The sequence below is a fragment of the Paludisphaera soli genome, assembly GCF_011064595.1.
GTDB lineage: Bacteria > Planctomycetota > Planctomycetia > Isosphaerales > Isosphaeraceae > Paludisphaera > Paludisphaera soli.
In genome coordinates, this window is sequence record NZ_JAALJI010000004.1 from 117,761 (window position 1) to 139,493 (window position 21,733).

14 protein-coding genes and 1 pseudogene are annotated in these 21,733 nt (G+C 72.5%); 5 read left to right on the forward strand and 10 right to left on the reverse strand.

Annotated elements, in window-relative coordinates; translation table 11 throughout:
* Nucleotides 1-1,437 carry a purple acid phosphatase family protein gene (locus tag G6O68_RS07185; protein ID WP_165246315.1) on the reverse strand — a complete coding sequence of 479 codons (1,437 nt, stop codon included), beginning with the start codon at nt 1,435-1,437 and terminating at the stop codon, nt 1-3.
* 259 nt (nt 1,438-1,696) lie between these two features.
* On the opposite strand from G6O68_RS07185, the gene G6O68_RS07190 reads away from it, so the two are divergent.
* Nucleotides 1,697-4,156, forward strand: coding sequence for a serine/threonine-protein kinase (locus G6O68_RS07190; RefSeq protein ID WP_165246316.1), 2,460 nt, complete (start codon nt 1,697-1,699; stop codon nt 4,154-4,156).
* A gap of 9 nt (nt 4,157-4,165) precedes the next feature.
* On the opposite strand, the gene G6O68_RS07195 is transcribed toward G6O68_RS07190, so the two are convergent.
* The 9 genes and pseudogenes from G6O68_RS07195 to G6O68_RS33510 all read right to left on the reverse strand — a co-directional run.
* Complete coding sequence (locus G6O68_RS07195; protein ID WP_165246317.1) at nt 4,166-5,215, reverse strand: VWA domain-containing protein; 1,050 nt, start codon at nt 5,213-5,215, stop codon at nt 4,166-4,168.
* Entirely contained in the window at nt 5,199-5,909 is a 711-nt protein-coding gene (locus G6O68_RS07200) for a hypothetical protein (protein WP_165246318.1), read from the reverse strand. The genes G6O68_RS07195 and G6O68_RS07200 overlap by 17 nt, the downstream gene beginning before the upstream one ends.
* On the reverse strand, nt 5,906-6,451 hold the full coding sequence (locus tag G6O68_RS07205; RefSeq protein ID WP_240911089.1) for an ExbD/TolR family protein: 546 nt from the start codon (nt 6,449-6,451) through the stop codon (nt 5,906-5,908). The genes G6O68_RS07200 and G6O68_RS07205 overlap by 4 nt, the downstream gene beginning before the upstream one ends.
* A complete protein-coding gene (locus tag G6O68_RS07210; protein WP_165246319.1) occupies nt 6,448-6,981 on the reverse strand; it encodes an ExbD/TolR family protein in 534 nt (177 codons plus the stop codon). Before G6O68_RS07210 ends, G6O68_RS07205 begins: the two co-directional genes overlap by 4 nt.
* Nucleotides 6,982-7,006: 25 nt before the next feature.
* Nucleotides 7,007-7,954 carry a MotA/TolQ/ExbB proton channel family protein gene (locus tag G6O68_RS07215; protein WP_240911090.1) on the reverse strand — a complete coding sequence of 316 codons (948 nt, stop codon included), beginning with the start codon at nt 7,952-7,954 and terminating at the stop codon, nt 7,007-7,009.
* Nucleotides 7,955-8,232: 278 nt separating this feature from the next.
* Entirely contained in the window at nt 8,233-10,902 is a 2,670-nt protein-coding gene (locus G6O68_RS07220) for a proton/sodium-translocating pyrophosphatase (protein WP_206108039.1), read from the reverse strand.
* Between the two features lie 349 nt (nt 10,903-11,251).
* On the reverse strand, nt 11,252-15,079 hold the full coding sequence (locus G6O68_RS07225) for an Ig-like domain repeat protein (RefSeq protein ID WP_165246320.1): 3,828 nt from the start codon (nt 15,077-15,079) through the stop codon (nt 11,252-11,254).
* Nucleotides 15,080-15,279: 200 nt separating this feature from the next.
* Nucleotides 15,280-17,274: a hypothetical protein gene (locus G6O68_RS07230; protein ID WP_390625360.1), complete on the reverse strand. Its 1,995-nt coding sequence runs from the start codon at nt 17,272-17,274 to the stop codon at nt 15,280-15,282.
* A gap of 49 nt (nt 17,275-17,323) precedes the next feature.
* Nucleotides 17,324-17,968 (reverse strand): annotated as a pseudogene (locus tag G6O68_RS33510) (hypothetical protein); the annotation flags it as partial.
* A gap of 181 nt (nt 17,969-18,149) precedes the next feature.
* Between G6O68_RS33510 and G6O68_RS32685 the strand changes: the two are divergent.
* The 4 genes from G6O68_RS32685 (at nt 18,150) to G6O68_RS07255 (ending at nt 21,490) form a co-directional block, all read left to right on the forward strand.
* The gene (locus tag G6O68_RS32685) at nt 18,150-18,452 is read left to right on the forward strand and encodes a hypothetical protein (RefSeq protein WP_165246322.1); all 303 of its coding nucleotides are present in this window, start codon (nt 18,150-18,152) and stop codon (nt 18,450-18,452) included.
* Nucleotides 18,453-18,461: 9 nt separating this feature from the next.
* Nucleotides 18,462-18,749: a hypothetical protein gene (locus G6O68_RS32690; RefSeq protein WP_165246323.1), complete on the forward strand. Its 288-nt coding sequence runs from the start codon at nt 18,462-18,464 to the stop codon at nt 18,747-18,749.
* 319 nt (nt 18,750-19,068) lie between these two features.
* Nucleotides 19,069-20,646 carry a glycosyltransferase family 87 protein gene (locus tag G6O68_RS07250; RefSeq protein ID WP_165246324.1) on the forward strand — a complete coding sequence of 526 codons (1,578 nt, stop codon included), beginning with the start codon at nt 19,069-19,071 and terminating at the stop codon, nt 20,644-20,646.
* Between the two features lie 160 nt (nt 20,647-20,806).
* Complete coding sequence (locus tag G6O68_RS07255; RefSeq protein ID WP_165246325.1) at nt 20,807-21,490, forward strand: hypothetical protein; 684 nt, start codon at nt 20,807-20,809, stop codon at nt 21,488-21,490.
* Nucleotides 21,491-21,733: the final 243 nt, after the last annotated feature.

Consider the following 21,733-nt stretch of genomic DNA (forward strand, 5'->3'; position numbering starts at 1 on the left):
TCACTCGGCGACCGCGGCCTTGGGGGCGGGGCGGCGGATCTCCGGCGTGTCGGGGATCTGCTCGACCAGGCGGTTGGCGCGGCCGTCGGGCTGCTTCTGGAGTTCGAAGGCGTCGTAGAGGTCGCCGAGCGCCGTGCGGGCTTCGTATCGCAGGACGTCGCCGTCGACGGCGACCACCTGATAGAGCTGCACGTCCTCGCCCGACCGCTTCATCCACTGCTCGGGGTCGAGGACGTACATCTTGGGCCCGGAGACCGAGACGACGTAGACCGTGCCGGCGGTGGCGTCGGGATCGTCGCGCGCGGTGCCCCCCTCGGGGACGTTCTCATAGGACTTGAGCCCGGTCCGGGCGTAGGTGTGGTCGTGGCCCTGGAGCACGAGGTCGACCTTGCGGCGGTCGAAGATCGGCTGCCAGAGGCGGCGCAGCTCGGCGTTGTCGCGGTTCTTGGCCGGGGAGTAGATGGGGTGGTGGAACGTCAGGATCGTCCACTTCTGCGGGTTCTCGGCCAGGATCCGGTCGAGCCATTCGGCCTGCTCGGGCTGGCCTTCGTTGGAGTTGAGCGAGACGATGCGGACGCCCTGGTAGTCGAAGAAGTAGGCCGCCTCCTCCAGCCCGGCGGGCCCGTTCTCCGGCAGCGCGAACTGGGCCCGCCAGTGGGACGTGAGGACCCCCTTGGAGTCGGGGACGACGGTGCCGTCCGGGAGCCTCGGGCGTTCATACTCGTGGTTGCCGGGCGAGGGGACGCTGGGGACCATGCCGTTGATCCAGGCGCCGGCCCCGAACCACTCGCCCCAGAGGGCGTCGCTCGCGCCGCGGTTGATGAGGTCGCCGGCGTGGACCAGGAACGCGGAGTCGGGGGCGTCGCCGTAGGCCTTGCGGATCACCCGCGACCACATCGACTTGACGTCGTTCTGGGCGTCGCCGAAGTAGAGGAAGCGGAACGGCTCGGGATTGTCGGACGCGGTCGACACCTGGAACCACTCGCTCCAGTCGACGCCGTCGCCCACGCGGTAGGCGTACTTGGTGGAGGGCTCCAGGCCGCCGAGCAGGACCGAATGATAGCGGGCGGGGCCGAGGTTCGAAACGAGGTCCTGCGAAACGGCCGCGACGGTCGTCGCCTTCTCGGCGAACCGCGGGCCGTGCTCCGCCTTGGCGACCTGCGCCACGGCCTGGACGACGGCGGCGTCGGTGCGCCAGGTGACGGCGATCGAACGCGCCGGGTCGGCCGCGATCGTGCGGATGATGCGGTCCGGGATCGGCGACGGCCGGTGAGCCTCGGCCTCCGGCACGGGGGCGGTCCGCGTCGCGTTCGCCTGGGCCTGCGCCGGGGCGGGAGCGGCGGCGGCCGGGGCGGGCACGGGCGCCTGGGCTCGGGCGGCGGTCAGGGCGATCCCGAACGTGATCAGGGTCGGGAACGTCGAGCGGCTCGCGGTCATCGCGATCCTCCTGCGTCGGTGCGAAGGGGGGCGGCCGGGGACTTCCCGACGCACGGAACCGACTCTAGCCGGTCGGCCGCGTGGTTTCCAGTCGTCGCGAGGGCTCGCCTGATTGACGGGCGGGGTGCGGGGGGGCATCATGGCGATGTGGCCCGCGGCCCGACCCCCGACGGCGACGCCGCGCCTGCTCGGGCGCCGCTGCGATCGCCGGGATGGGCGTCGCGGCCCGGATGGAACCCTTCGACGGCGGGGGTGCTCGGTGATCGGCCCAGGCTCGACGCTCAACGATCGATTCCTCCTCAACACCGAGCTGGGCCGCGGCGGCATGGGCGCGGTCTACGCGGCGACCGACCTGGTCCTCCAGCGCGACGTGGCCATCAAGGTCCTGAAGGACCAGCAGGCCGGCGAGGAGGTCTCCAAGCGGCTCCGCCTGGAGGCCCAGATCGCCGCCCGACTCCTGCACGACAACGTCGTGCGGATCTACGACTTCGGCCAGGCCGGCGGGACGAGCTTCCTCGTCATGGAGAAGGTCGACGGCACCAGCTACGGCCGCCGCTGGCGCGGGATCTCCCTGGGCGAGCGGCTGAAGATCCTCGCCGGGGTGGCCGAGGCGCTCGACTACGCCCACCATCAGGGGGTCATCCACCGCGACGTCAAGCCGGGTAACGTGCTCCTGACCTCGGCCGACGTCCCCAAGCTCTCCGACTTCGGCCTCTCGCTGCTGGCCGAGCACGACGAGGCCGCCGGGATCGTCCGCGGCACGCCGCACTACATGAGCCCCGAGCAGGCCAAGGGGCAGAAGCTCACCTACCGGACCGACCTCTACTCGCTGGGCGTCATGCTGTACGAGTCGGTCTCCGGCGCGGTGCCGTTCGCGGGACCGCCGGTCACCGTCATGGCGCAGCACGCGAACACCGCGCCCCCGCCGTTGAACGCCCGCGCGGCCGGCGCGTCGCCCGAGCTCGAGAAGCTCATCTTCGCCCTGCTGGCGAAGAAGCCCGAGGACCGCCCCCCCGGCGGCTCGGCCGTGGCGAAGGTGCTCCGCGCCGAGGCGGGCAAGCTCCTGGGGGAGGCCGAGGCGGGCGTCGGCGAGGCGCCCCCGCCCGAGGAGGAGCCCGTCGAGCCGATGATGGACCTGGGCGCGCTCGCCGAGCTGGGCGAGGGGCGGGCCGTGACCCACGGCTCGGCGACCGCCGGGGGCCGGCCCGCGCGACGCCCCTCGACGGCCCCCGCCCGCATCACGGCCGCCGAGGCGGCCGACCTCGCCGCGTCGCCCCTCGTCCGCAAGATGCTCCGCACGATCCTGGCCGAGCCGATCTCGCTCAACCCCGACGAACGCTACCTCTCGGGCTACTACCTCGCCTACCTGCTGGTCGGCTCCCGGCGCAGGCCGTTCTACGCCCGCCGGCCGCTCGAACGCCTGAACGCGGACCGCGCGCGGCTGATCCTGGCCCTGACCTACGCCCTGACCGCGCACGATTCCGAGGCCGCCGTGCAGGAGGCCGCCCAGCTCCTCGACCAGCGCATCGAGGTCCGCCCGGCTCTCAACCCCGTAGTCCTCGCCAAGTTCCTGAGCTGGCGCGACAGCCCCAACCGTCGCCGCATGCTCCGACAGGTCCGCAAGGCCCTGCAGGACGCCAGCGCCTACGCCCGCGAGCACATGACCGACCCGAAGGGTGTGCTCAACGTCGGACTGATCCCCCGCTCGCTCGAGGACCTCCGCAAGATCGCTCCGGAACGCGAGGTCGGCGACGAGCTGGTCGAGCGCTGGAACCGCCTGGCCGAGGCCTGGCGCGAGCACGCCGACCTCCGCGAGACCGTCCTCCGCTACGCCGGCGGCGCCGCCTACCGCGACCCTTCGGGTGCCGCCTTGTGGGCCGAGGTGGTCTACCCGCTCGTCGAGATGGCCCGCTGGCAGCGGGCGCGGCGCGGCCGCCTGAGCGACGCCTGGCACTTCCTGGCGAGCCGCGTGCTCCACCTGCCCGACCCCGGCGAGAAGCTGCACCGGACCCTGACGCGGCACCTCGCCCCGAGGGTCGTCGAGCAGCTCGACCGCTCGGCCGTGCAGCTCGACCGCGTGCTCGCGCGGGTCGAGCCCGACGAGGACGAACCGGCCGACGACCAGGACGCCCGCGCCGCCAGGCTCGGCCAGGGGTCCGAGGCCTCGCGGATCGAGGCGATCGCCGCCGAGGCCGACGCCGAGGTCGACGATTCGGACCAGGTCCTGCTCGTCGACGTCGACCCGATCCGGTTCCTCCAGGGGGAGCTTCACGAACTCTGGAAGGAGGCCGCCGGCGCGATGCAGAAGGCCGCCGCCGGGCCCGGCGCCCGGCCGGTGGGGCACCGGCACACGCCGCTGGGCCCGTATCGCCTGACCGTCGTCCCGTCGATGCGCGGCGCGTCGGCCGGGCAGGTCGTCGTGCAGGGCATGCCCAGCAAGCAGCTCGAACTGCTCACCCCGTCGCTCCGGACCGCCGGCTCGCGAAGCCGGCCGATCGTCGCCGCCTGGCCCTACGCGGACAACAGCCTGCTGCTGGCCTACCAAGACTTCAAGAGCGTCCAGCGCTACATCCTCTGGGACGCCCCCCGGGGCCGACAGTCGAGCTACACCGACCCGGCCGAGGTCTACCGCGAACTCGCCGCGCTCGGCATGGAGGTCCCCTCGGCGATGGAGGGCGCCCTCAGCAAGAGCTTCCGCCCCCAGGGCGGCCGGCGCTGAGGATTCGGGTCAGTAGCCCGCGGCCGACTTGGGGAATTTCGACGTGTCGACGTAGAAGTACGCGCCGCCGGTCGTGGTCGCCAGCCGCCGCAGGGGCGTGTTCTGGCCGAGGTCGCGACCGAGTCCGAATTCGATGGCCTGGATCCGGCTCCGCCCGGATTCGGACAGCAGGGTCGCGACGTTGTCATTGGTCATCGACGCGGCGTCGGTCAGGAAGAAGATCACCTCGGGCTTGTCGACCAGCGCCGTGCGCAGGGCCATCAGGTGGTCGGTGCCGCCGAACGGCGCCACGGCGGCGAGCTGCGCGCGGACGCGGGCCTTGTTCGCCCCGGTCGCCGGCATCAAACCCGGGCGGCCCTGGGCGTCGGTCAGCTTGCGGGCGTTCAGGTCGTAGAACGTGACCGAGAACCGCACGTCGGGCGGCAGCCGGTCCAGGCTCGCCAGCAGCTCGCGCTTGGCGATGTCCAGGGCGTTGCGCGTGCTCATGCTGCCGGAGCAATCGATCACATAAGCGAACGAACGCCCGTGCTCGCGGCTGCCGAAGAACTCGGTCCCCGGCCCGATCCCCCGGCCGACGCCCCCGCCGGAGCCGCCCCCCTCGCCCCCGCCGCCGCCCGACCCCGAGCCCGGGATCAGCCCCGCGCCGGACGTGGGCAGTTCGGGGAGGTCGCGGAAGCGCGTCTCATCCAGCTTGACGTCGCTGCGGGGGAGGATCTCGGAGAGCAGGGCGTCGGCCGTGGGGTCGCGCACCGGCTTGATCTCGGGGGCGTTGCGGGGCCGGGCCGCCATCTCGGGGTCGCCGAGCCCGCCGATGTCTCCCGGGCCGCCGCCGCCCCCGACCCCCGATTCCTTCTCCTGCCCCTTCGCCCGGTTGTCGACCGGCTCCAGCTCGCCCCGCATGGCCTTGCGCCCGCCGTCGTCCGCCGGCGAGGTCAGCGCCGTCAGGACCGAGAGCGAGGCCAGCGCGGCGAGCGCGATGTGGAACAGCGCCGAGGTCCCCAGCGACCGCGGGTCGGTGAGCGGCGTCTCTCCCAGGCGGTGCTCATCGGCGATCGCCATCGTCGGCCTCCGGTTCCAGGAACTCGGGCGCGGGCCCGGGCGGGGCCGCCGATCGGCCGCCTCGACGACGATCCCGGCCGGCGGGGACGGCCAGCGAACGCCACGCGAGGAGCCCGGAGATCAGAGCGAGCCCGATGCACAATCCTACGATCGCGACCGGCCCCGGCCAGTCGGAAACCCCGGGACGGCCGACTACCGGCCGATCCTCCGCCGCCCGCTCCTCGACGCTCGGCGCGGCGGGGCCGACGATCAGGGGGGCGAGGCGATCGCCGTCGGCCTGATAGCGCACGCGCCTCAGGTAGACGCCGGTGAAGGCCACCGCCGCCCCCTTCGCGACGCCCGGGTCGCGGTCGGCGGCCGGGAAGACCAGGCAGAGGAGGTCCCCAGGCGGCTGCTCGATCCAGGCCTCGACCAGCGCGGGGAAGCTGCCGACGGCGTCCTGGCGGAAGATGCGGACCACCCGCCCCGCCACGCGGACTCGCACGCCCCGGAATTCGTCCGGCCGTTCCCAGAGCTGGCGGAACGTCGCGGGCCGGGCGGGGGCGTCGGCGTCGGCCCGGCCCGCGAGCGCCTGGTGCTCGGCGGCGAGGTCCGACAGCCCCAGGGGCGAATCGTCCTGCCGGGCGAGGGCGGTCGGCCCGTGCGCGACGAGGAGCAGCGCGGCGACGAGGGCCCGGCCCCCGGGCCGGATCACGGCGAGGCTCCGGCCGGGGCCAGGCGGACGGCGGCCACGCCGGAGGCCGAGCAGACGGCGATGATCCGCGCGGCGGGCTCGTACAGCAGGCGGTCGTCGGCGATCAGCCGGACGCGCATCGGGCGATCGCCGAGCAATTCGACGTAGCGGCGCAGCCGCTGGCCGAGCTGGGCCAGGTCGGGGACGGGGGCCTCGCCGAGCCTGAGCGTCTTCAGGTCGCCCAGGTCGTCGGCCTCGGCGCGGATCAGGACGTCGTTCTCCAGGTCCGCGTCGACCTTCCGCGAGGTCGGCCTCGCCATCCCGCGCGGGGCGCTGGGGAGGGCGGCGGGCGTCGTGGGCAGGTGCAGGTCGATGTGGGTCTCGGCCGTGGGGGGGCGGAAGGTCAGGATGAAGAAGGCCAGGAGCTGGAACGCCATGTCGAGCATCGGCGCGACCGGGAAATAGACGTCGTCGGGGGGGCCGGGGCGGTAGCGGCGCGACCGCCGGATCCCGTGCTCGTCCTCCTCGATGGGCGTGGTCGTCAGTTGCGGCGAGACGCTCACGGCTGCTCCCGGTTCAGGACCACGAGGCTGAAGTTGGCGAAGCCCTGAGACTGGGCGTCGGTCAGCGTCCGCCTCACCGCGCCGTAGGAGGCCTCGCGGTCGGCGCGGAGGACGACGATGGTCGGCAGCTCGCCGCCTGGGTCGGGGGTCGGGGCGGGGAACTGCAGGCGCAGCGTCGGCGGCTCGGGGGGCGCCGGCCCGGCGGCCGGGGCCTCCTGGATCAGCTCGAGCCCCGCGCGCCGGGAGTCGGCCTGCCGCTTCCACCACGCCGAGGCCTCGGGCCCCTCGTAGGTCCGTCCGTCGGCCAGGAGGTTCCCCCGGGCGTCGATCGCGGCGGCGAGCCGATCCATCGCCAGGTCGGAGCCGGGCAGGGCGGCCGGGGCCACGGGCAGCCGCACCGCGCGGGTCTCCCCTTCGATCTGGTTGCCGAAGTGGATGAGCATCATGAAGAACGTGATGAGCTGCAGGACCAGGTCCAGCAGCGGCGTCAGGTTCGGGTTGAGCGAGTGCGACGTGGATGAACGCGGCATGGCGGCCTCGACCGGGGTCGCTCGATCACTCGGTATGGGCCGGCGGCAGCGCCGAACGGGGCGGGCCGCCGGCCGACGCCGCGAGCGCCGCGTTGAGCGCGAACGGATGCGGGTGCGAGCCCGGCCCGGCGGGGCCGGGCGAGGGGGCCGGCGCGGGAGCCTCGGGCTTGACCCCGGGCGCGAAGAGTTCGAGGAGCGGCTCGGCGGCCTTCTCGGCCTCCAGCGACATCCGGGCGATGCGGTTGCGGAAGAGGGCGTAGAAGTAGATGGCCGGGATTGAGATCGCGATCCCCTCGAGGGTGGCGAAGAGGGCCGTCGAGATCCCCTCGGCCAGCAGGCTGGCCTGCGGCGCGGCCCCCCGGGTGGCGATGACCCGGAAGGCCTTGATCATGCCGTAGACCGTCCCCACCAGGCCGATCATCGGGCCGAGCGTGCCGACGGTCGCCAGGTAGGTCGTCCGGTGCTCCATCTCCATCGTGGCGTCCTCGTTCGCCATCTCCATCGCCCGACGCGCCGGAGCGATCCCCGCGGGGAGCTTCTGCACGCCGGCCGCCAGCACCCTCGCGAACAGCGAGCGGTCGGTCGCGAGCCGGTTGTAGGCGTCGCCGTAACGCCGCTGGTCCAGCAGCTCGCGAGTCTCGCGCACCAGGAGTCGAGGCGCGGCGGCCGAGGTCCGGTAGTGCAGCGCCATCCAGACCACCAGGGCCACGAGGTAGAACGACATGACCGCGATGAGGACGCCGATCAGCCCCGACGCGCGGATCATCCAGCGCAGAAACGATTCGCCGTCGCCCTCGGGCTCAGCGGCCGTCGCGCCGCCGGTCGACGGGGGGGCGGAGGCGGCCGGGGGACTCCCCCCAATCCCGTCCTGCGCCGTCGCGCGCGACGGGGAGAGGGCCCAGCAGGCCGCCAGGAGCCAGATCCCGAGCAGGGACGCGATAGCCCGCACCCGGGCTCGTCGAGATATGATCACCGCCGGCCTCCCGCCTTCGTCGTCATCGATCCACCCCTCCCAACTTACTCGATCGACCCGGATGCGACAAACGCAACCGGCGAGGGCCCGGTCCGCCGGGCCTTGCGACCCCCCCCAAGCGCAAGCCTTCCCTCCTTCAGCGTCCTCGCGGTCGATCTCGTCCCGCGGATCCGCCCGCGCCGGGGCCGCGGGCGCAAGAGAAAGGCCCCCCCGCTCGCGGGGGAGCGGGAGGGCCCGGGATCACGACTTCAGGCCGGGAGCGGCGACGCGGGCGGCGATCAGCGGCCCGTGCCGACGCTCTCGAAGGACTGCTCGGCCGCGCCGGCGAGTTCGGCCTCCATCTCGCGGAGTTCCTTGCTCTCGGTCTTCGAGCGCCAGACGGCCCAGCCGACGCCGGCGATGCTCAGCAGGCCGACGACGTAGAGCGCCCAGGCGTAGTCGCCCTTGCCGGTGGCCAGGATGGCGGGGATGGCCAGCAGGCTGACCATGTTCATGACCTTGATCAGCGGGTTGAGCGCCGGGCCGGCCGTATCTTTGAGCGGGTCGCCGACGGTGTCGCCGGTGACGGCCGCCTTGTGCCGCTCCGAACCCTTGCCGGTGAACTCGGTGCGGGGCTCGTCCTCGATGAGCTTCTTGGCGTTGTCCCAGGCGCCGCCCGCGTTGGACATGAAGACGGCCAGGAGCTGGCCGACGATGATCATGCCGGCGAGGAACCCGCCGAGGGCCTGCGGGCCGAGGAAGATGCCCACGATGATCGGCACCAGGATCGCCAGCAGGGCCGGGCCCACCAGTTCGCTCTGGGCGGCCGAGGTGCAGATGTTGACGACGCGGCCGTAGTCCGGCTTCTTGACGCCCGACCAGATGTCCTTGTCGCGGAACTGGGCCCGGCACTCCTTGACGATCAGGAACGCGGCGCGGCCCACGGCCCGGATCAGCATCGAGCTGAACAAAAGCGGCACGACGCCGCCGATCAGGGCGCCGATGAAGACCATCGGGGCGGCGACCGAGAGCTTGCCGGCCTCGTTCAGGTAGTCGCCCAGGGGCATCGTGGCGACCTTGTCCTCGCTCCCCACCGCGACGACCGCGATGAAGCTGGAGAAGAGGCTCACCGCCGCGATCACCGCCGAGCCGATCGCGATCCCCTTGGTCTCGGCCTTGGTGGTGTTGCCCACCGCGTCGAGGTCGGCCAGGATCTGGCGGGCGCGGTTGTAGTTCTCCTCGCCCATCTCCTCCTTGTCGTAGCCCATCTCGCCGATGCCGTTGGCGTTGTCGGCCACCGGGCCGAACACGTCCATCGAGATCGTGTTGCCGGTGAGCGTGAGCATGCCGATGCCGCACATGGCCACGCCGTAGGCCACGAACAACGGGCTCGCCCCCTCATAGACCACGACCGAGAGGAAGATGGCCCCGGCGATGACCAGGGTCGCCACCACGGCCGACTCGTAGCCGACGGCCAGCCCCTGGATGATGTTGGTCGCGTGGCCGGTCTGGCAGCTCTTGGCCAGGCTCTTCACCGGCTCATACTGCGTGTGGGTGTAGTAGCTCGTCACCTTGTTTAGGGCGATCGCCAGGATGATGCCGATGAGGCAGGTCCAGGCGGGCCGCATGTCCAGCCCCTTCACCATCCCCAGGTCGGCCCAGAACGGCTGGGCGGCGAGGATCGGGCCCTCGTAGCCGGCGGTGAAGTCCTTGAGCGAGACGCCCGAGGCCAGGGCGGCGTCGCGGGCCGCGGCGAACTCGTCGGTCACCTTGTAGCCGTAGGCGGCCTGGGGATAGCTGTGGATGTAGGCGTCGTCGAAGTGCAGGTAACCCAGGCCCAGCGCCATGAAGCCGACCACGCTGATGATCGAGCCGATCACGAAGCCGCGGTGGACCGAGTGCAGGGCCTCGTCGCTGGTGCTGTCCACCCCCGCACGGACGCTGTAGGTGCTGATGATCGAGCCGAGCACGCCGATGGCCCGGACCAAGAGCGGGAAGATCACCCCCTTGTGGCCGAAGCTGGCGTAGCCCAGGATCATCGCCGCGACGATCGTGACCTCGTAGCTCTCGAAGATGTCGGCCGCCATGCCGGCGCAGTCGCCGACGTTGTCGCCCACGTTGTCGGCGATGGTCGCCGCGTTCCGCGGGTCGTCCTCGGGGATGTTCGCCTCGACCTTGCCCACCAGGTCGGCGCCGACGTCGGCCGCCTTCGTGTAGATGCCGCCGCCGACCCGCATGAACAGGGCCAGCAGCGTGCCGCCGAAGCCGAAGCCGAGCAGGACCTCGTAGGCCTTCTCGCCGAAGATGATGAAGATCGCCGTGCCGCCCAGCAGCCCCAGGCCGTCCGTGAGCATGCCCGTGATCGTGCCGGTGCGGTAGCCCAGCTGCATCGCGTTGCCGTAGCTCGTCCGCGCCGCGGCGGCCACGCGGAGGTTGCCCCGCACCGCCAGGTTCATGCCGACGAAGCCGACCAGCCACGAGAAGAAGGCCCCGACGAAGAACGCCGCCGCCCGCCCCACCTGCACCGCGCCGCTCGCCTGGGCGGTGAAGTAGAGGATCAGGGTCAGCAGGAAGATCAGCGGGAAGAGCGCCTTCGCCTGCCGCATGAGATAGGCCCACGCCCCCTCACGCACGGCGTCCGCCACCTCGCGCATCTTGGGCGTCCCCTGGTCCGCGCCCAGGACCTGCCCGACCAGCATCCCCGCGTAGCCGAGGCCCGCGACCGCGATCAACAGCGTCAGGATCAGGCCCACGCGCTCGGGCAGCTCGTAGTCCGTCAGCGGCTCGAACAGCTTGACCGAGTGCTCCTCCGCCGCGGCGATCGGCACCGGCGCCGGCGCGGCGGGAGCTGGGGCGGGGGCCGCCGCGGCGGGCGCGGCCGGGGCGGCCTCTTGCGCAGCGAGGTACGCGGGGCCCATGAACATCGCCGCCGTCATGGCCAGCGACCTGAAGCCAATGCAGGGGTGCATGATCCCTCTCTCCGGATTGTTTCAGAAAGTTTTCGCACCGTGGATTTCGATCGTCGATCGATCCGACGGGTGGTTCGGGGCAAAGCCGCCCAGGGCCCGTTGCAGGCCGGTGTCTCGCGAATCTGATTCGTCGCGGGGGGTGGCGTCCAGCCCGGTCTCGGCGGCATCGACGCCGCCGGCCGTAGGCCGGCTCCTCACCTTAATGTGTTCGTCGCACTTCGAGTCGATTCTTGAAGGGCGACGCCGTGATTCCTCTTCGATTAGACACGAGCTTATCCCCTTGTGGAAGGGGGATGGCGGGGAAATCGCGAGAATTTCCGGCGCGGGTCGCAGGCCGGCGTCGGCGAGATCACTGCAAGTCTAAATATCGGGATGCGTTGGGTTCCATGAAGGGGCGCCGGGCCCGCGCGGCCGGCCTCGCGTACGGGCCGGCCTGCACGTCGGACGAGCGCATTCGGCCCGTGAAGTTCGATGCCGGCCGGCAGGGGATCGGCCTCCTCGGTCGGGACGGCGACGGTTCCGATATGTTCGCCGAAGTCGGCGATGCGATGGAAACGTACGTTACGGCCGTCTCGGTCGAATTTCGCGAAATCTGTGGAATCGACGACGCGGCCGCCGTCGCCGACCACGTCCTCTCCGGGCCGCGGACTTCGAACGCGACGACGCCGGACGACCTCGCCAGGCTCTGCCGATCGCCGAGGTAGACGAACTGGAAGTAATGGATTCCCCGCGCGAACTCCTTCGAACGGAAGGCTGCGTCCGCGTAAAACCGGCCGTCGGGCGTGACCTGGACGAAGGCGAAGGGCCGGCCGTTGTCGAGGAAGAGCACCCCCCCGCTCAAGGGTGGATAGCCCTCGTACTCCGTGAGGCGGACCTGGAGTTCGACCCTGCCGTCGGCGTACTCGAAGGCGGAGGCGGCCATGTTGACGGTCCGCCTGGGGTTCTCGTAGGTCGACGCCATGCGGGCGGGGGCGAAGTCCGGGTCGCCCTCTTCATAGGAACCGATGGCTCGATAGAAGCCGGGTCGGGATCGGACGTCCTCCGGCGGCATGCCGGCCCCGCCCGCCTGCTCGACCGGCCAAACCGTCGCGGCGAACACGCCCGTCGGCTGGACGAACCAGCGTCCGGGGGACTTCAGGCCTGCGTACAGGCCCGCAAAGATCAGCGGGCGGGGACGCTCGACGACGAGCGTCACAGGCTCGGTTGTGGTGACCCGGCCCGCCTCGTCGACGACCTCGGCGCGGAAGCGGCGGCCCGATTCGGCGAAGCGGGCGGTGCCGCGGAGCCAGGGTCGGCCTTCGCCCTCGACGTCGACCCAGGCGAGCCCATCGTCGCTGACCTGCCAGCGGACGGAGCGGTAGGCGCCGCCGCCCGGCAGCCGGATCGTGAAGGTTTCGCCCGCCACGGCCATGACGGTCCCCGGGGCCTCGACCGCGAACGGCGGCGGGACGATTTCCGGATCGGGAGCCGGGGGAGGCTTCGGCGTGGGGGCCGTCCCCGGGAGCGGGGCCGCCAGACCGGTCGCCACGGACTCCCCGGGCGGCTTCACGACCGTGCGGTGGACGCCCGACGAAGCGGCGGCCGTCCGTGGGTCGCCGAGGTAGACGAACTGGAAGTAATGCGGGCCGGCGGAAAGCCGGACCGTCGTCGAGGCCACGACGCGACCGCCGACGACCGCCACCTGCACGAACGCGAAAGGGACGCCCCCGTCGAAGAAGACGACGCCCCCGCCTGGAGCCGGGCCGGTCCCGGACGAATCGAGGACCGCCGTGATCGTCGTCGCCGCGCCGAGCGTCGCCTCCGCCGGCGTCTCCGCGTTCAACGTGGATCGGTTCCTCTCGACCCAGAGGGTCCGCACGTTGCTCGCCGGGGCCGAGACGTCGTCGCCCAGGTAGGAGACGCGCAGGTCGCGGGCCCCCGCCGCGGCCGCGCCGGGGATCGTGAAGACGGCCCGGCCGTCGACCAGCGCGGCCTCGTAGGGGCCGAAGTCGGACGACGGCCAGTACGATTCCAGACGGACGATCCCGGTGGGCGTCGGCAGGCCGGGGACGGCCGCGTCGACCCGGACCACCAGCGTGACCGGCGCCCCGACCGGGGCGGGATTGACGTTGAACGCCAGGGCGATCTGCGGCTCCGCGCGATCGGCCCGGAGCAGGGCGGGGAGGCTGGCGCGGGACGCGCCCGACTCGGGGTCGACGAACACGACCCGGAAGAGGTCCCCGGCGTCGGCCGCCCTGATTGAGAATTGCAGGGTCGAGCCCGTCAAGCCGCCGGAGGAAGTCGTCCGCACCTCGCCGGCGGCGTCGCGCCAGGAGGCTCCGCCGTCGTCGCTGGCCTGCCACCGGGCCTCCAGGCCCGGGGCGTCGGCCGCGGCGTAATACGTCGCCGGCCGGCCGACGATGAGGTCCTGGGGGAACGGGCCCTCCACGACGTCGAACCCGTCGACGAGGTCGAACGCGTAGATCGCGCCACTGCGGCCCCGCGCGCCGTCCCTCGCGTCCGAGACGACGACGAACCCGTCGCCGGTGAGCGCGGCACCCAGGCCGAACAGCATTCCCGACGGTTCCTCGAGGGGGGTCTTGCGAGGTCCGGGCACCCAACCCGACTCGGAACGCCGGAAGACGATCGCCACGCCCCGGGTGTCCTCTCGGTCGATCCAGGCGCCGAACGCGGTCGTCAACGCGACCGAGCCGTCGTGGTTGACGTCGATCGCCTCGCCGACGTCCCAGACGCGCCACTCTTCCGGGATGCCGAGGTAGCCCGACCGCTCCCACCCCGCCCCGACGCGAGAGAGGACCAGGATGCCCTGCGGCCCGCCGTTCCGGGTCACGGCCCCGCCCACGAACGCCGTCGAGCCGTCGCCGCTGATCGCCACTGATCTGCCCAGGATCCCGCCCACCCAGACTCCGGGCTCGGCCCGGAGCTGCGCCTGCCGGACCCATCCCGTTCCGGAGTCGGCGTAGATGAGGGCGGCGGAGCGGTATTCGTAGAGGATCCCGTTGACGGGAGCCCCCACGACCAGCGTCGCGCCGGCCGCGTCGAGGTCCAGGCTCGCGCCGAAGGAGTTGTCCGGGAGGTCTTCGGGCTTGGGGATGACGCCGGCACGCTCCCAGTCGACGCCGCTCCTCTTGAACGTCGCGATCCCGAGGCCATGGCCGACCCAGTCGCGCTCGACCGCCACGATCACGGCCCCGTCGGCCGAGACCGCAAGGGGGCCGACGAGGCGGGCGGCGTGGGAGTCCTCCGCCGCCGAGAACGTCCCCGCGATCGACCATTCGGATTCGTCGCGGATGTAGACCGAGAAGCTCGACGCGTCCCCGACGACCAGTGTCGAGCCATCGTCGCTGACGGCCACCGAAGCCCCGAACTCGTAATGACCGGAATCCGGGACGATCACGGCCGTTTCGACCCAGGCGCCGCCGGACCGCTCGAAGACCCGGACCAGGCCGGGCGTGGCACTCCCTTCGCGCGGCTCTCGCGGCGTGCCCACGACCATGAGCCGGCCGTCGGGCGTGGCGTCGAGCGCGGGGTAGGCGAACCAATCGTGGAAGACGGCCGGCGTACCCGTCTGCACGTACGGGTCGACGACCAGCGGGTAGACGGCCTCGGCGTCGTCGACGAGGATCGCGATCCTCGGGCTCCCGGGCGCGGCGACCACGGTCATGGTCGCGGGGATCGACCGGCCCTCGGCGTCGTAGGCGATCAGGCCGCCGTAGGTGGCGACGGGCGAGCCGTCGGGGCGCGACAGGGCGACGGAGGTCCCGCCCGGCTCGGGAGTCGCCGCCAGGCCGCCCACGTCGAGGACGATCGTGAGCAGGCCGTCGGCCGGCGAGTCCTCAGGCCGGGCGTCGAGCGTGAAGCCCTGCTGGAGGCCGAGCGGGCCGTTGACGTACCACTGCGTCACCGCGCCGTGGTCGTACTCGACCCGGTTGGCCGCCGTCGCGACGGTCGCCGCGCCGAGCGGCCGGATTTCGTCGCCGTAGCCGAGGCCCGCCACGGTCAGCGTCCAGGAGTCCGCGCCGGCGGCGATGCGGAAGCCGTCGGCGGCGACGGTCGCGGCGTAGGCGTTGGCGGGGTTCGCCAGCGCGTACACCTCAGGGCCCGCCGCCACGGCGACGTAGGACCGGTCTTCGCGTCCGAGCGACTCCGAGGCGGCGTAGCGGGCCTCGATGGGCATTCCCGCCGACAGGCCCGCCGCCGGCGCCCGCCGACCCTCCAGAGGCTCGAGGCCCGGCCGGAGCCGACGCCTCGCGGCCGGCGGCCCCCCGGCTCCGAGTCTCTCGAATCGTGAAATCGGCCGCGTCCCGCTCGGTGGATTCTTCATCGTCGATGTTTCGGCCCAGAGAGGGGGCGGGCCCTCGTCCCGCCGTCGGGGGCTCATCTCGGTCGTCGCCTCGCGACGCCATCGTGCCACCACGGGGGCAAACTAACATCCAGCCCGACGCGTCGCCAGTTGACGGCGCGAACTTGCCGCGCCGTGGACATGGGCGGCGTCTCCGCCCGAGGCTCCTCCATCGACGATTCGGCTAACCCTCTCATGCGGCCCCGAAACGGGACCGCCTTCGGCCGGAAGCCCCCCGTCGACCGCATCGCGGCGAACGCGGGGAGCGTCGGCCCGCTGGGATCGCTCGCCGTCTGCGAGGCGAGCGACGGCGTGGCGGCGGGCGGCGTGATCGTCAGCTTGTACAGCGGCGACGACGAGGCGTACGTCCCGGGGTTGCCGAGGTAGACGAGCTGGAAGTAGTGGTCCCCGGGAGCGAGCCCGGCGGTCGCGAAGGTGGCCGTGATCCGTCCTTCGGCGTCGACGGAGAGCTGCTCGAAGGCGATCGGCCGGCCGCCGTCCATGAACATGACGCCGCCCCCCGGCGTCGCCACGGTCCCCGAATGCCCCAGCACGGCCGTCAACCGCACGAGGGAGCCGGCCGTGGCGGTGGCCGGAATCTCGGCCGTCAGGGTGGACGTCCCCCGCACGACGGCGAGGGGCGCGGCGGCGGACGCCGCGCCGTATCTCAGGCCGTCCCCGCCGTACGAAGCCGTCGCGACGTGGCCGCCCATCGCCAACGTTGTGGGGATCGAGAAGGTCGCCATGCCGTCGACGAGCGCGGCGGTCAGTCGGAACGTCCCGACGGTCAGCTCGACGTCCCCCTCGGGCGGGGCGTCAGTCGTGGCCGACCTGGCGACGACGGTGACGACCAGGGGGTCGCCCACCCGTCGCGGGTTGTCCCGGACGCCGAGGGCGAGTCCGACCTGATGCTCGACGACGGTCAGCGTCGCCGGCTCGGACGCCGCGACCACGCCGCCCGCCGTGCGAAAGACCGCGCGGAAGCGCTTCCCGGAGTCGGCCAGGGCAGGGCGGATCGTGAGGACGACGTCGTCGGCGCCCGCGATGTCCGCCCACCCGCCCCCGGCGTCGCTCGCCTGCCAATGCACGGACGCGAACGTCCCGTCGGCCTGGGCTGTGAAGGTCGCCGGTGCGTCCGCCAGCACGGTCTGGTCGGCGGGGCCCGCGATCTCCAGGCCGCCCCTCGCGTCGCGATAGGCGTAAACGACGCCTCGCGAACGGCCGTTGACGATGCTGGGGCGGAAGGCCGTGATGAAGAATAACCCGCCGCTCGCGACCATCGTCGCGCCGAAATTGTCGCCCGCGAGCCCGTCGGCGGCCGTCAGCCTCGCGACGTGCGACCAGGTCCCGCCCGAACGTTCGAAGACGTGGACGGCGCCGCGATTCGCCGCGCCCGAGACGGTCGCCTCGTGGGCCCCCGCGAGGATGGTCGCCCCATCGGGGCTGAACGCGAGCTTCGCGCCCGCCGACGTCCCGGCCCCGATCGGGTCGGCCGAATCCGGGTCGGGGGCGGTCAAGGCGGCGGTCAGGCTCCAGGTCGAGCCGGAGCGATCGAAGACGAGCAAGGCGGGCCTCGCCGCGGCCGGGGCGGCATCGACCCGCGCCCCGGCGACCAGGGCGCTGCCGTCGGGGCTGAGCGCGGCCCGGCCCGTCAGGCCCAGCACGCCGGGGTGGTGGCGCGAGTCCAGGAGGAAATCCCGGGTCCATCCCCCCGCGGCCGTCGAGTAGACCGCCGCGAGCCCGCCGGGCGTCGTCAAGGTCAGCGCGGTGACCAGCAGCGTCGCGCCGTCGGCGGCCAGCTCGACGCCGACCGTCATGTCGACCGAGGCGGTCGTCCCCTCGGCCGGCTCCAACTCGGCCTGCTGGGACCAGACGCCGGATTCGTGGACGAAGACGTAGGCCGAGACCTTGTTCGCCAGCTGCGCGACGCCCCCGCCGCGTTCGGCCCCCACGGCGATCGTCCGGCCGTCGCCGCTGACGGCCACCGAGTAGCCGAAGCGGTCGCTCGCCCGGCCGTCGGACGCGGTCAGAGTCTGGACGAGGGCCCCATTCGTCGCCGGTGCGGGCGTAGACGTACACGGCGCCCTGCGAGGCGCGGCCGTCCACGGCCGTCAGCGGCGCCCCCACGGCCAGGGTCGAGCCGTCGGCGCTCAGGGCCACTTCGAAGCCGAAGCGGTCGGCCCCGACGGCCGAGAAGTGGGCCGCCCGAACCCAGGCGTCCCCCGAGCGGACGTAGATCGACGCCGAGCCCTTGCCGCCCGATCCCGCGATCACCTCGTCATACGCGCCGACCGCGAGCACGGCGCCGTCGGCCGAGGCGGACAGGGTCAGCCCGAAGCCGTCGTCGAGGCCGGCGGTCAGCGTCGTCAGCAGGGCGAACGGCTCGCCCGTCGCGCCGGCCGGATCGAACGTCGAGGGCGACCCGGGGGGCGAGCCCGACGTCGTCGCGGGGGCGGCGGGGGCCCCGAGCGGCGTCGCGAGACCGGGCTGGACGGTCGAGCCCGCGGGCTTGATCGTCATGCGATAGACGCCCGACGAGGCGGCGTAGGTCCGCGGGTTGCCCAGGAAGACGAGCTGGAAGTAGTGTTCGCCCTCGGCGAGTCGAGCCGTGCTCAGGGCGACGGCGTAGCGGCCGTCGGCCTGAAGCGAGAGCTGCACGAAGTCGATCGGGCGGCCGCCGTCCAGCAGGATGACGCCCCCTGGGCTCGGGTGCCCCTGCGGCATCCACTGGTCGACATGCGCGGTCAGCGTCGTCGGGGCCCCCCGCGCCGCCTCACGAGGGATCTCGACCGCGATCCGGCCCGCCCCCCGCTGCACGACGAGCGGATCGAGCGCGGCGGCGACGGGCGCCGTGAAGGCGTCGCCGTCGTAGGAGGCGTCGAACGCGTAGGTCCCGGGATCCAGCGTGTCGGGGATCTGGAAGACCGCCTGGCCGGCGACGAGCACCCCGGCGAGTTGCAGCGGCCCGATGGAGACGCGCGTCAGGCCCCCCGAGGGCGGGGTGCGGCCGGGCTCGCCCGAGGCGACGCGCACCGTGACCGTCATCGGCTCGCCGATGCTCCGGGGGCTGGCGCTCGGCGTGACCGCGATCGTCGACGCCGCGCGCGACAGGCCCAACGTCGCCGGATCGGTCGGAAGCGGGTCGCCCGGGTCGGCCAGGAAGACCGCGCGGAACCGGCGGCCGTCCTGGCCCGGGGCGGTCGCATAGCTGTACCAGGTGCGGGTCGCGTCGGCCACGGTGACGGTCCTGTCGCCGTCGGGCAGGTCCGACCAGTTCGCGCCGCCGTCGTCGCTGGCCTGCCACCGCACCGTCAGGCCGGGGGCGTCGGCCGCCGCCTGGAAGACGACCGCCTGGCCGACGCGGGCCTGCACCGGGACGGGCTGCTGGACGATCGAGAAGCCCGCCGGCGCCAGGCGGACCTCCAGCAGGTCCAGGGACGGCCGCAGCCGACGCCTCGCGGACGATCGCTTCGGATTCCGGATGAAACTCATGGTGGCCGCTTGAGATGGTTGGTCGTCGAGGGTCTTCACGCTCCGCCGTCGTGTCAGCCGGCTCGGCCGAGGACTTGTGCGAGAGAGGCCCCACTCGCCGCGCCGGACTCGGTCTCGATCCTAACATGGCGTCAAGCACGCTGTCATCCGGCGGGTGGGTTTGCCTGGCGGATCGGCCCGGCCCCATTCCCGGGATTGACATTCTCGGAAAGCGGGGCGTCGATTAGGATTCGCCGATCCTTCGGGACAGGGATCATTCTCACGGACGAGACGACCCCGGCGCCTCCGCGTCGCGAGGAGTCCGTCCGTCGGCAGCGGAGACTCCTCGGATCATGGCGCACCCCGACGAACCCGGCCTGGTGACGGCCCCGCGAGTCCTTCGTGATGGGGGCGATGCGAGCCCGACCGGCGGCGATCCGTCGCCCCGGCCTTGGGAACGTCGGCTGTTGATGCTCATGGCCGTCCTGATGGTCGCGTTCTCGGCGCCCCCGCTGGTCAACCTGTTCCGGGGCGAGCCGAACAAGGATTACAGCCTCTGGTATCAGGTCGGCGCCGCCGTGCGCGAGGGGCTCGAGGTCTATCCCGACCCGGACTCGAACCGGCTCTTCCCGTTCATGTATCCGCCGTCGGCCGCGGCGCTGCTGGGGTACGTCAGCTACGTCGGGCCGTATGCGACGGGGGTCTTGCTGGTCCTGGTGCACTCCGTCGCCTGGCTGGGGGCCGTGATCCTCTCGGTCCGGCTGGCGACCGGCGGCGGGGCGAGGGGGCGGAACCCCCTTTTGTATCTGCTGCCGTCGCTGGTGATCATCGCGCTCATCCACAACACCTACCTGCTCGGCCAGCCGAACCTGACGCTGCTGACGCTCCTGCTGGGTGCCTTCGCCTGCCTGCGGGCGGGGAAGGACGGCTGGGCGGGGACGCTGGTGGCGACGGGCGCGGCGATCAAGGCGTTCCCGATCCTGGCGCTGGGCTACTTCGTCTACCGGCGACGCTGGCGGGCTTCGGCCGCGACGGTCGTCGCGCTGGCGGCCTGGCTGCTGGTCGTGCCGCTGGCCTTCCGCACGCCCGAGCAGGCCGTTCGCGACGTGAAGGTCTGGGCCGGCGGGATGCTGTTCACCTACAACAAGCAGGGGATCGCCCAGCGCCCCTTCCGGTCGTACAGCTACAAGAACCAGTCGATCATGGCGATGGCGCATCGCCTGCTCCGCGACGTGCCGGCCGACGGCGAGGCCGTGCTGGCGAAGCGGATCGGCAAGATCCGCCGCGACCGCAAGCTCGGCGGCCCGGACGCCGCCCGCGCCGACGGCTCCCTGGACCTGAAGGCGATGCTGGAAGGGCCTTCGCAGGGCCAGGCCGCCGTCGCCGCCGCGTTCGAGGGGATCGAAGAGGACCTCAAGAAGGCCTGGCGAGTCAACGTCGCCTCGCTGGACTTCCGGGCCGTCACGCTCGCCACGCTCGGCGGCATGGCCGCCCTGAGCCTCTTCACGCTGGCCGCCTGGCCCCGCGAGCGGGCCCGCACGGCGCGGACCGACGCGATCGAATTCGCGATGGTGACGACCCTGATCGTCATGTTCTCGCCCCTGTCGTTCAACTACGCGTTCGTCTGGCTCATCTACCCGATGACCGTCGCGCTGCACGAGGCCCTGGAACACCCCGCGGCCGACCCGCGCCGCCGGGCGTTCGAGCGCGTCGGGCTCGCCGCGATCCTGCTCGGGCCGGCGACGGCCGTGGCCTTCCCGCTCGCCGCTCAGGCCTACGGCAACCTTTTCGTCCCCGCCACGCTCCTGGTCCTGACGCTCGGCGCCAAGCTGTTCCGCATCCGCCGCGAGGCCGTCGAGGGCCCGCCCCTCGCGACCCTGCCCGCCGACGACGGCGGACCGATCGCCCGCGCGGACGCCCAGGCCGCCTGAGCGACGCCCCCCGGCGGACGAGACCGGGAAACGGCTGGGTCGAAAAAGCGCCGGAAGCTCCTTGAAAGTTCGCTGTTCGCCGCGACAATGGGTCCCCGTGCGCGAGGCCGGCGAGGCCTCGCGTGGGTCGATCGATCGACGACGGGGCGAGGCCGACGGCATGAACGCCTGGGTCCAGATCGCGGTCGGACTGGCTTCGTCGTACCTGGCGGCGACGCTTTCGGAATCGTTCCTGCACCGCACGGTCGGCCACGCCGGCCCCCGTCTGAGGCGGGCCTGGGCGCGACGGCCCCGGCTCTGCGGCCACCTGCTCCGCGCGCACTACCGGCATGCGGTGGTCCATCACGGGCTCACCTTCGCGCGGGACCACGTGACGCAGTTCCTCGACGACGAGGATAAGGCGAGGGTCGACGCGATCATCGAGCCGCGCGGCGACCCGCTGATCCAGCGGGAGCGGTACGGGCTCTCCGTCGGCCTTCGGGGCTTCCTGACGTACAACGGGGCGGTCTGGCCGCTGATCCCGGCCCTCGCCCTCGGCGTCGGCCCCTGGGCCGCCCTCGCGGCGCTGCCCATCCCGCTGGCGGCCCCGTTGCTGTCGATGTTCATCCACCCGTATCTGCACCTGCCGCATCGCGAGGCGTTGAGGCGGGCCCCGCGGCCCCTGGCCTTCCTCCTCGACACGGCCTACTTCCGCTCCGTCGCTCGCCACCACTACCTGCACCACGCCTACCCCCGGTCCAACTTCAACCTCCTGCTGGGGGGCGATCGGCTGTTGGGGACGCACCGCCGACCGACGGCCAAGGACCTGGACGCGATGGCGGCCCTGGACATCCCCGCGCGATGATCCGGTCGCCGAGGGCGCAACCGACATGTATCGGCTTTCCGGGCGTCTTGGGATTGCCTTTTTTCGGGGGTTCGCCAAGAATGCCGCGACCTGCTGGTGATGCACCTCCCATGCTGAAGGCGGCCCGCAACGGGCCGTGCTGGATCAGGCTTCAGGAAGCAAGGCGCGTGAAAAGCGTCGGGCGGAGATGAAGGCGCGGGCCGAGCGCGAGGACGCCGGCCCCGGTTCGCGGGCTGTACAGGG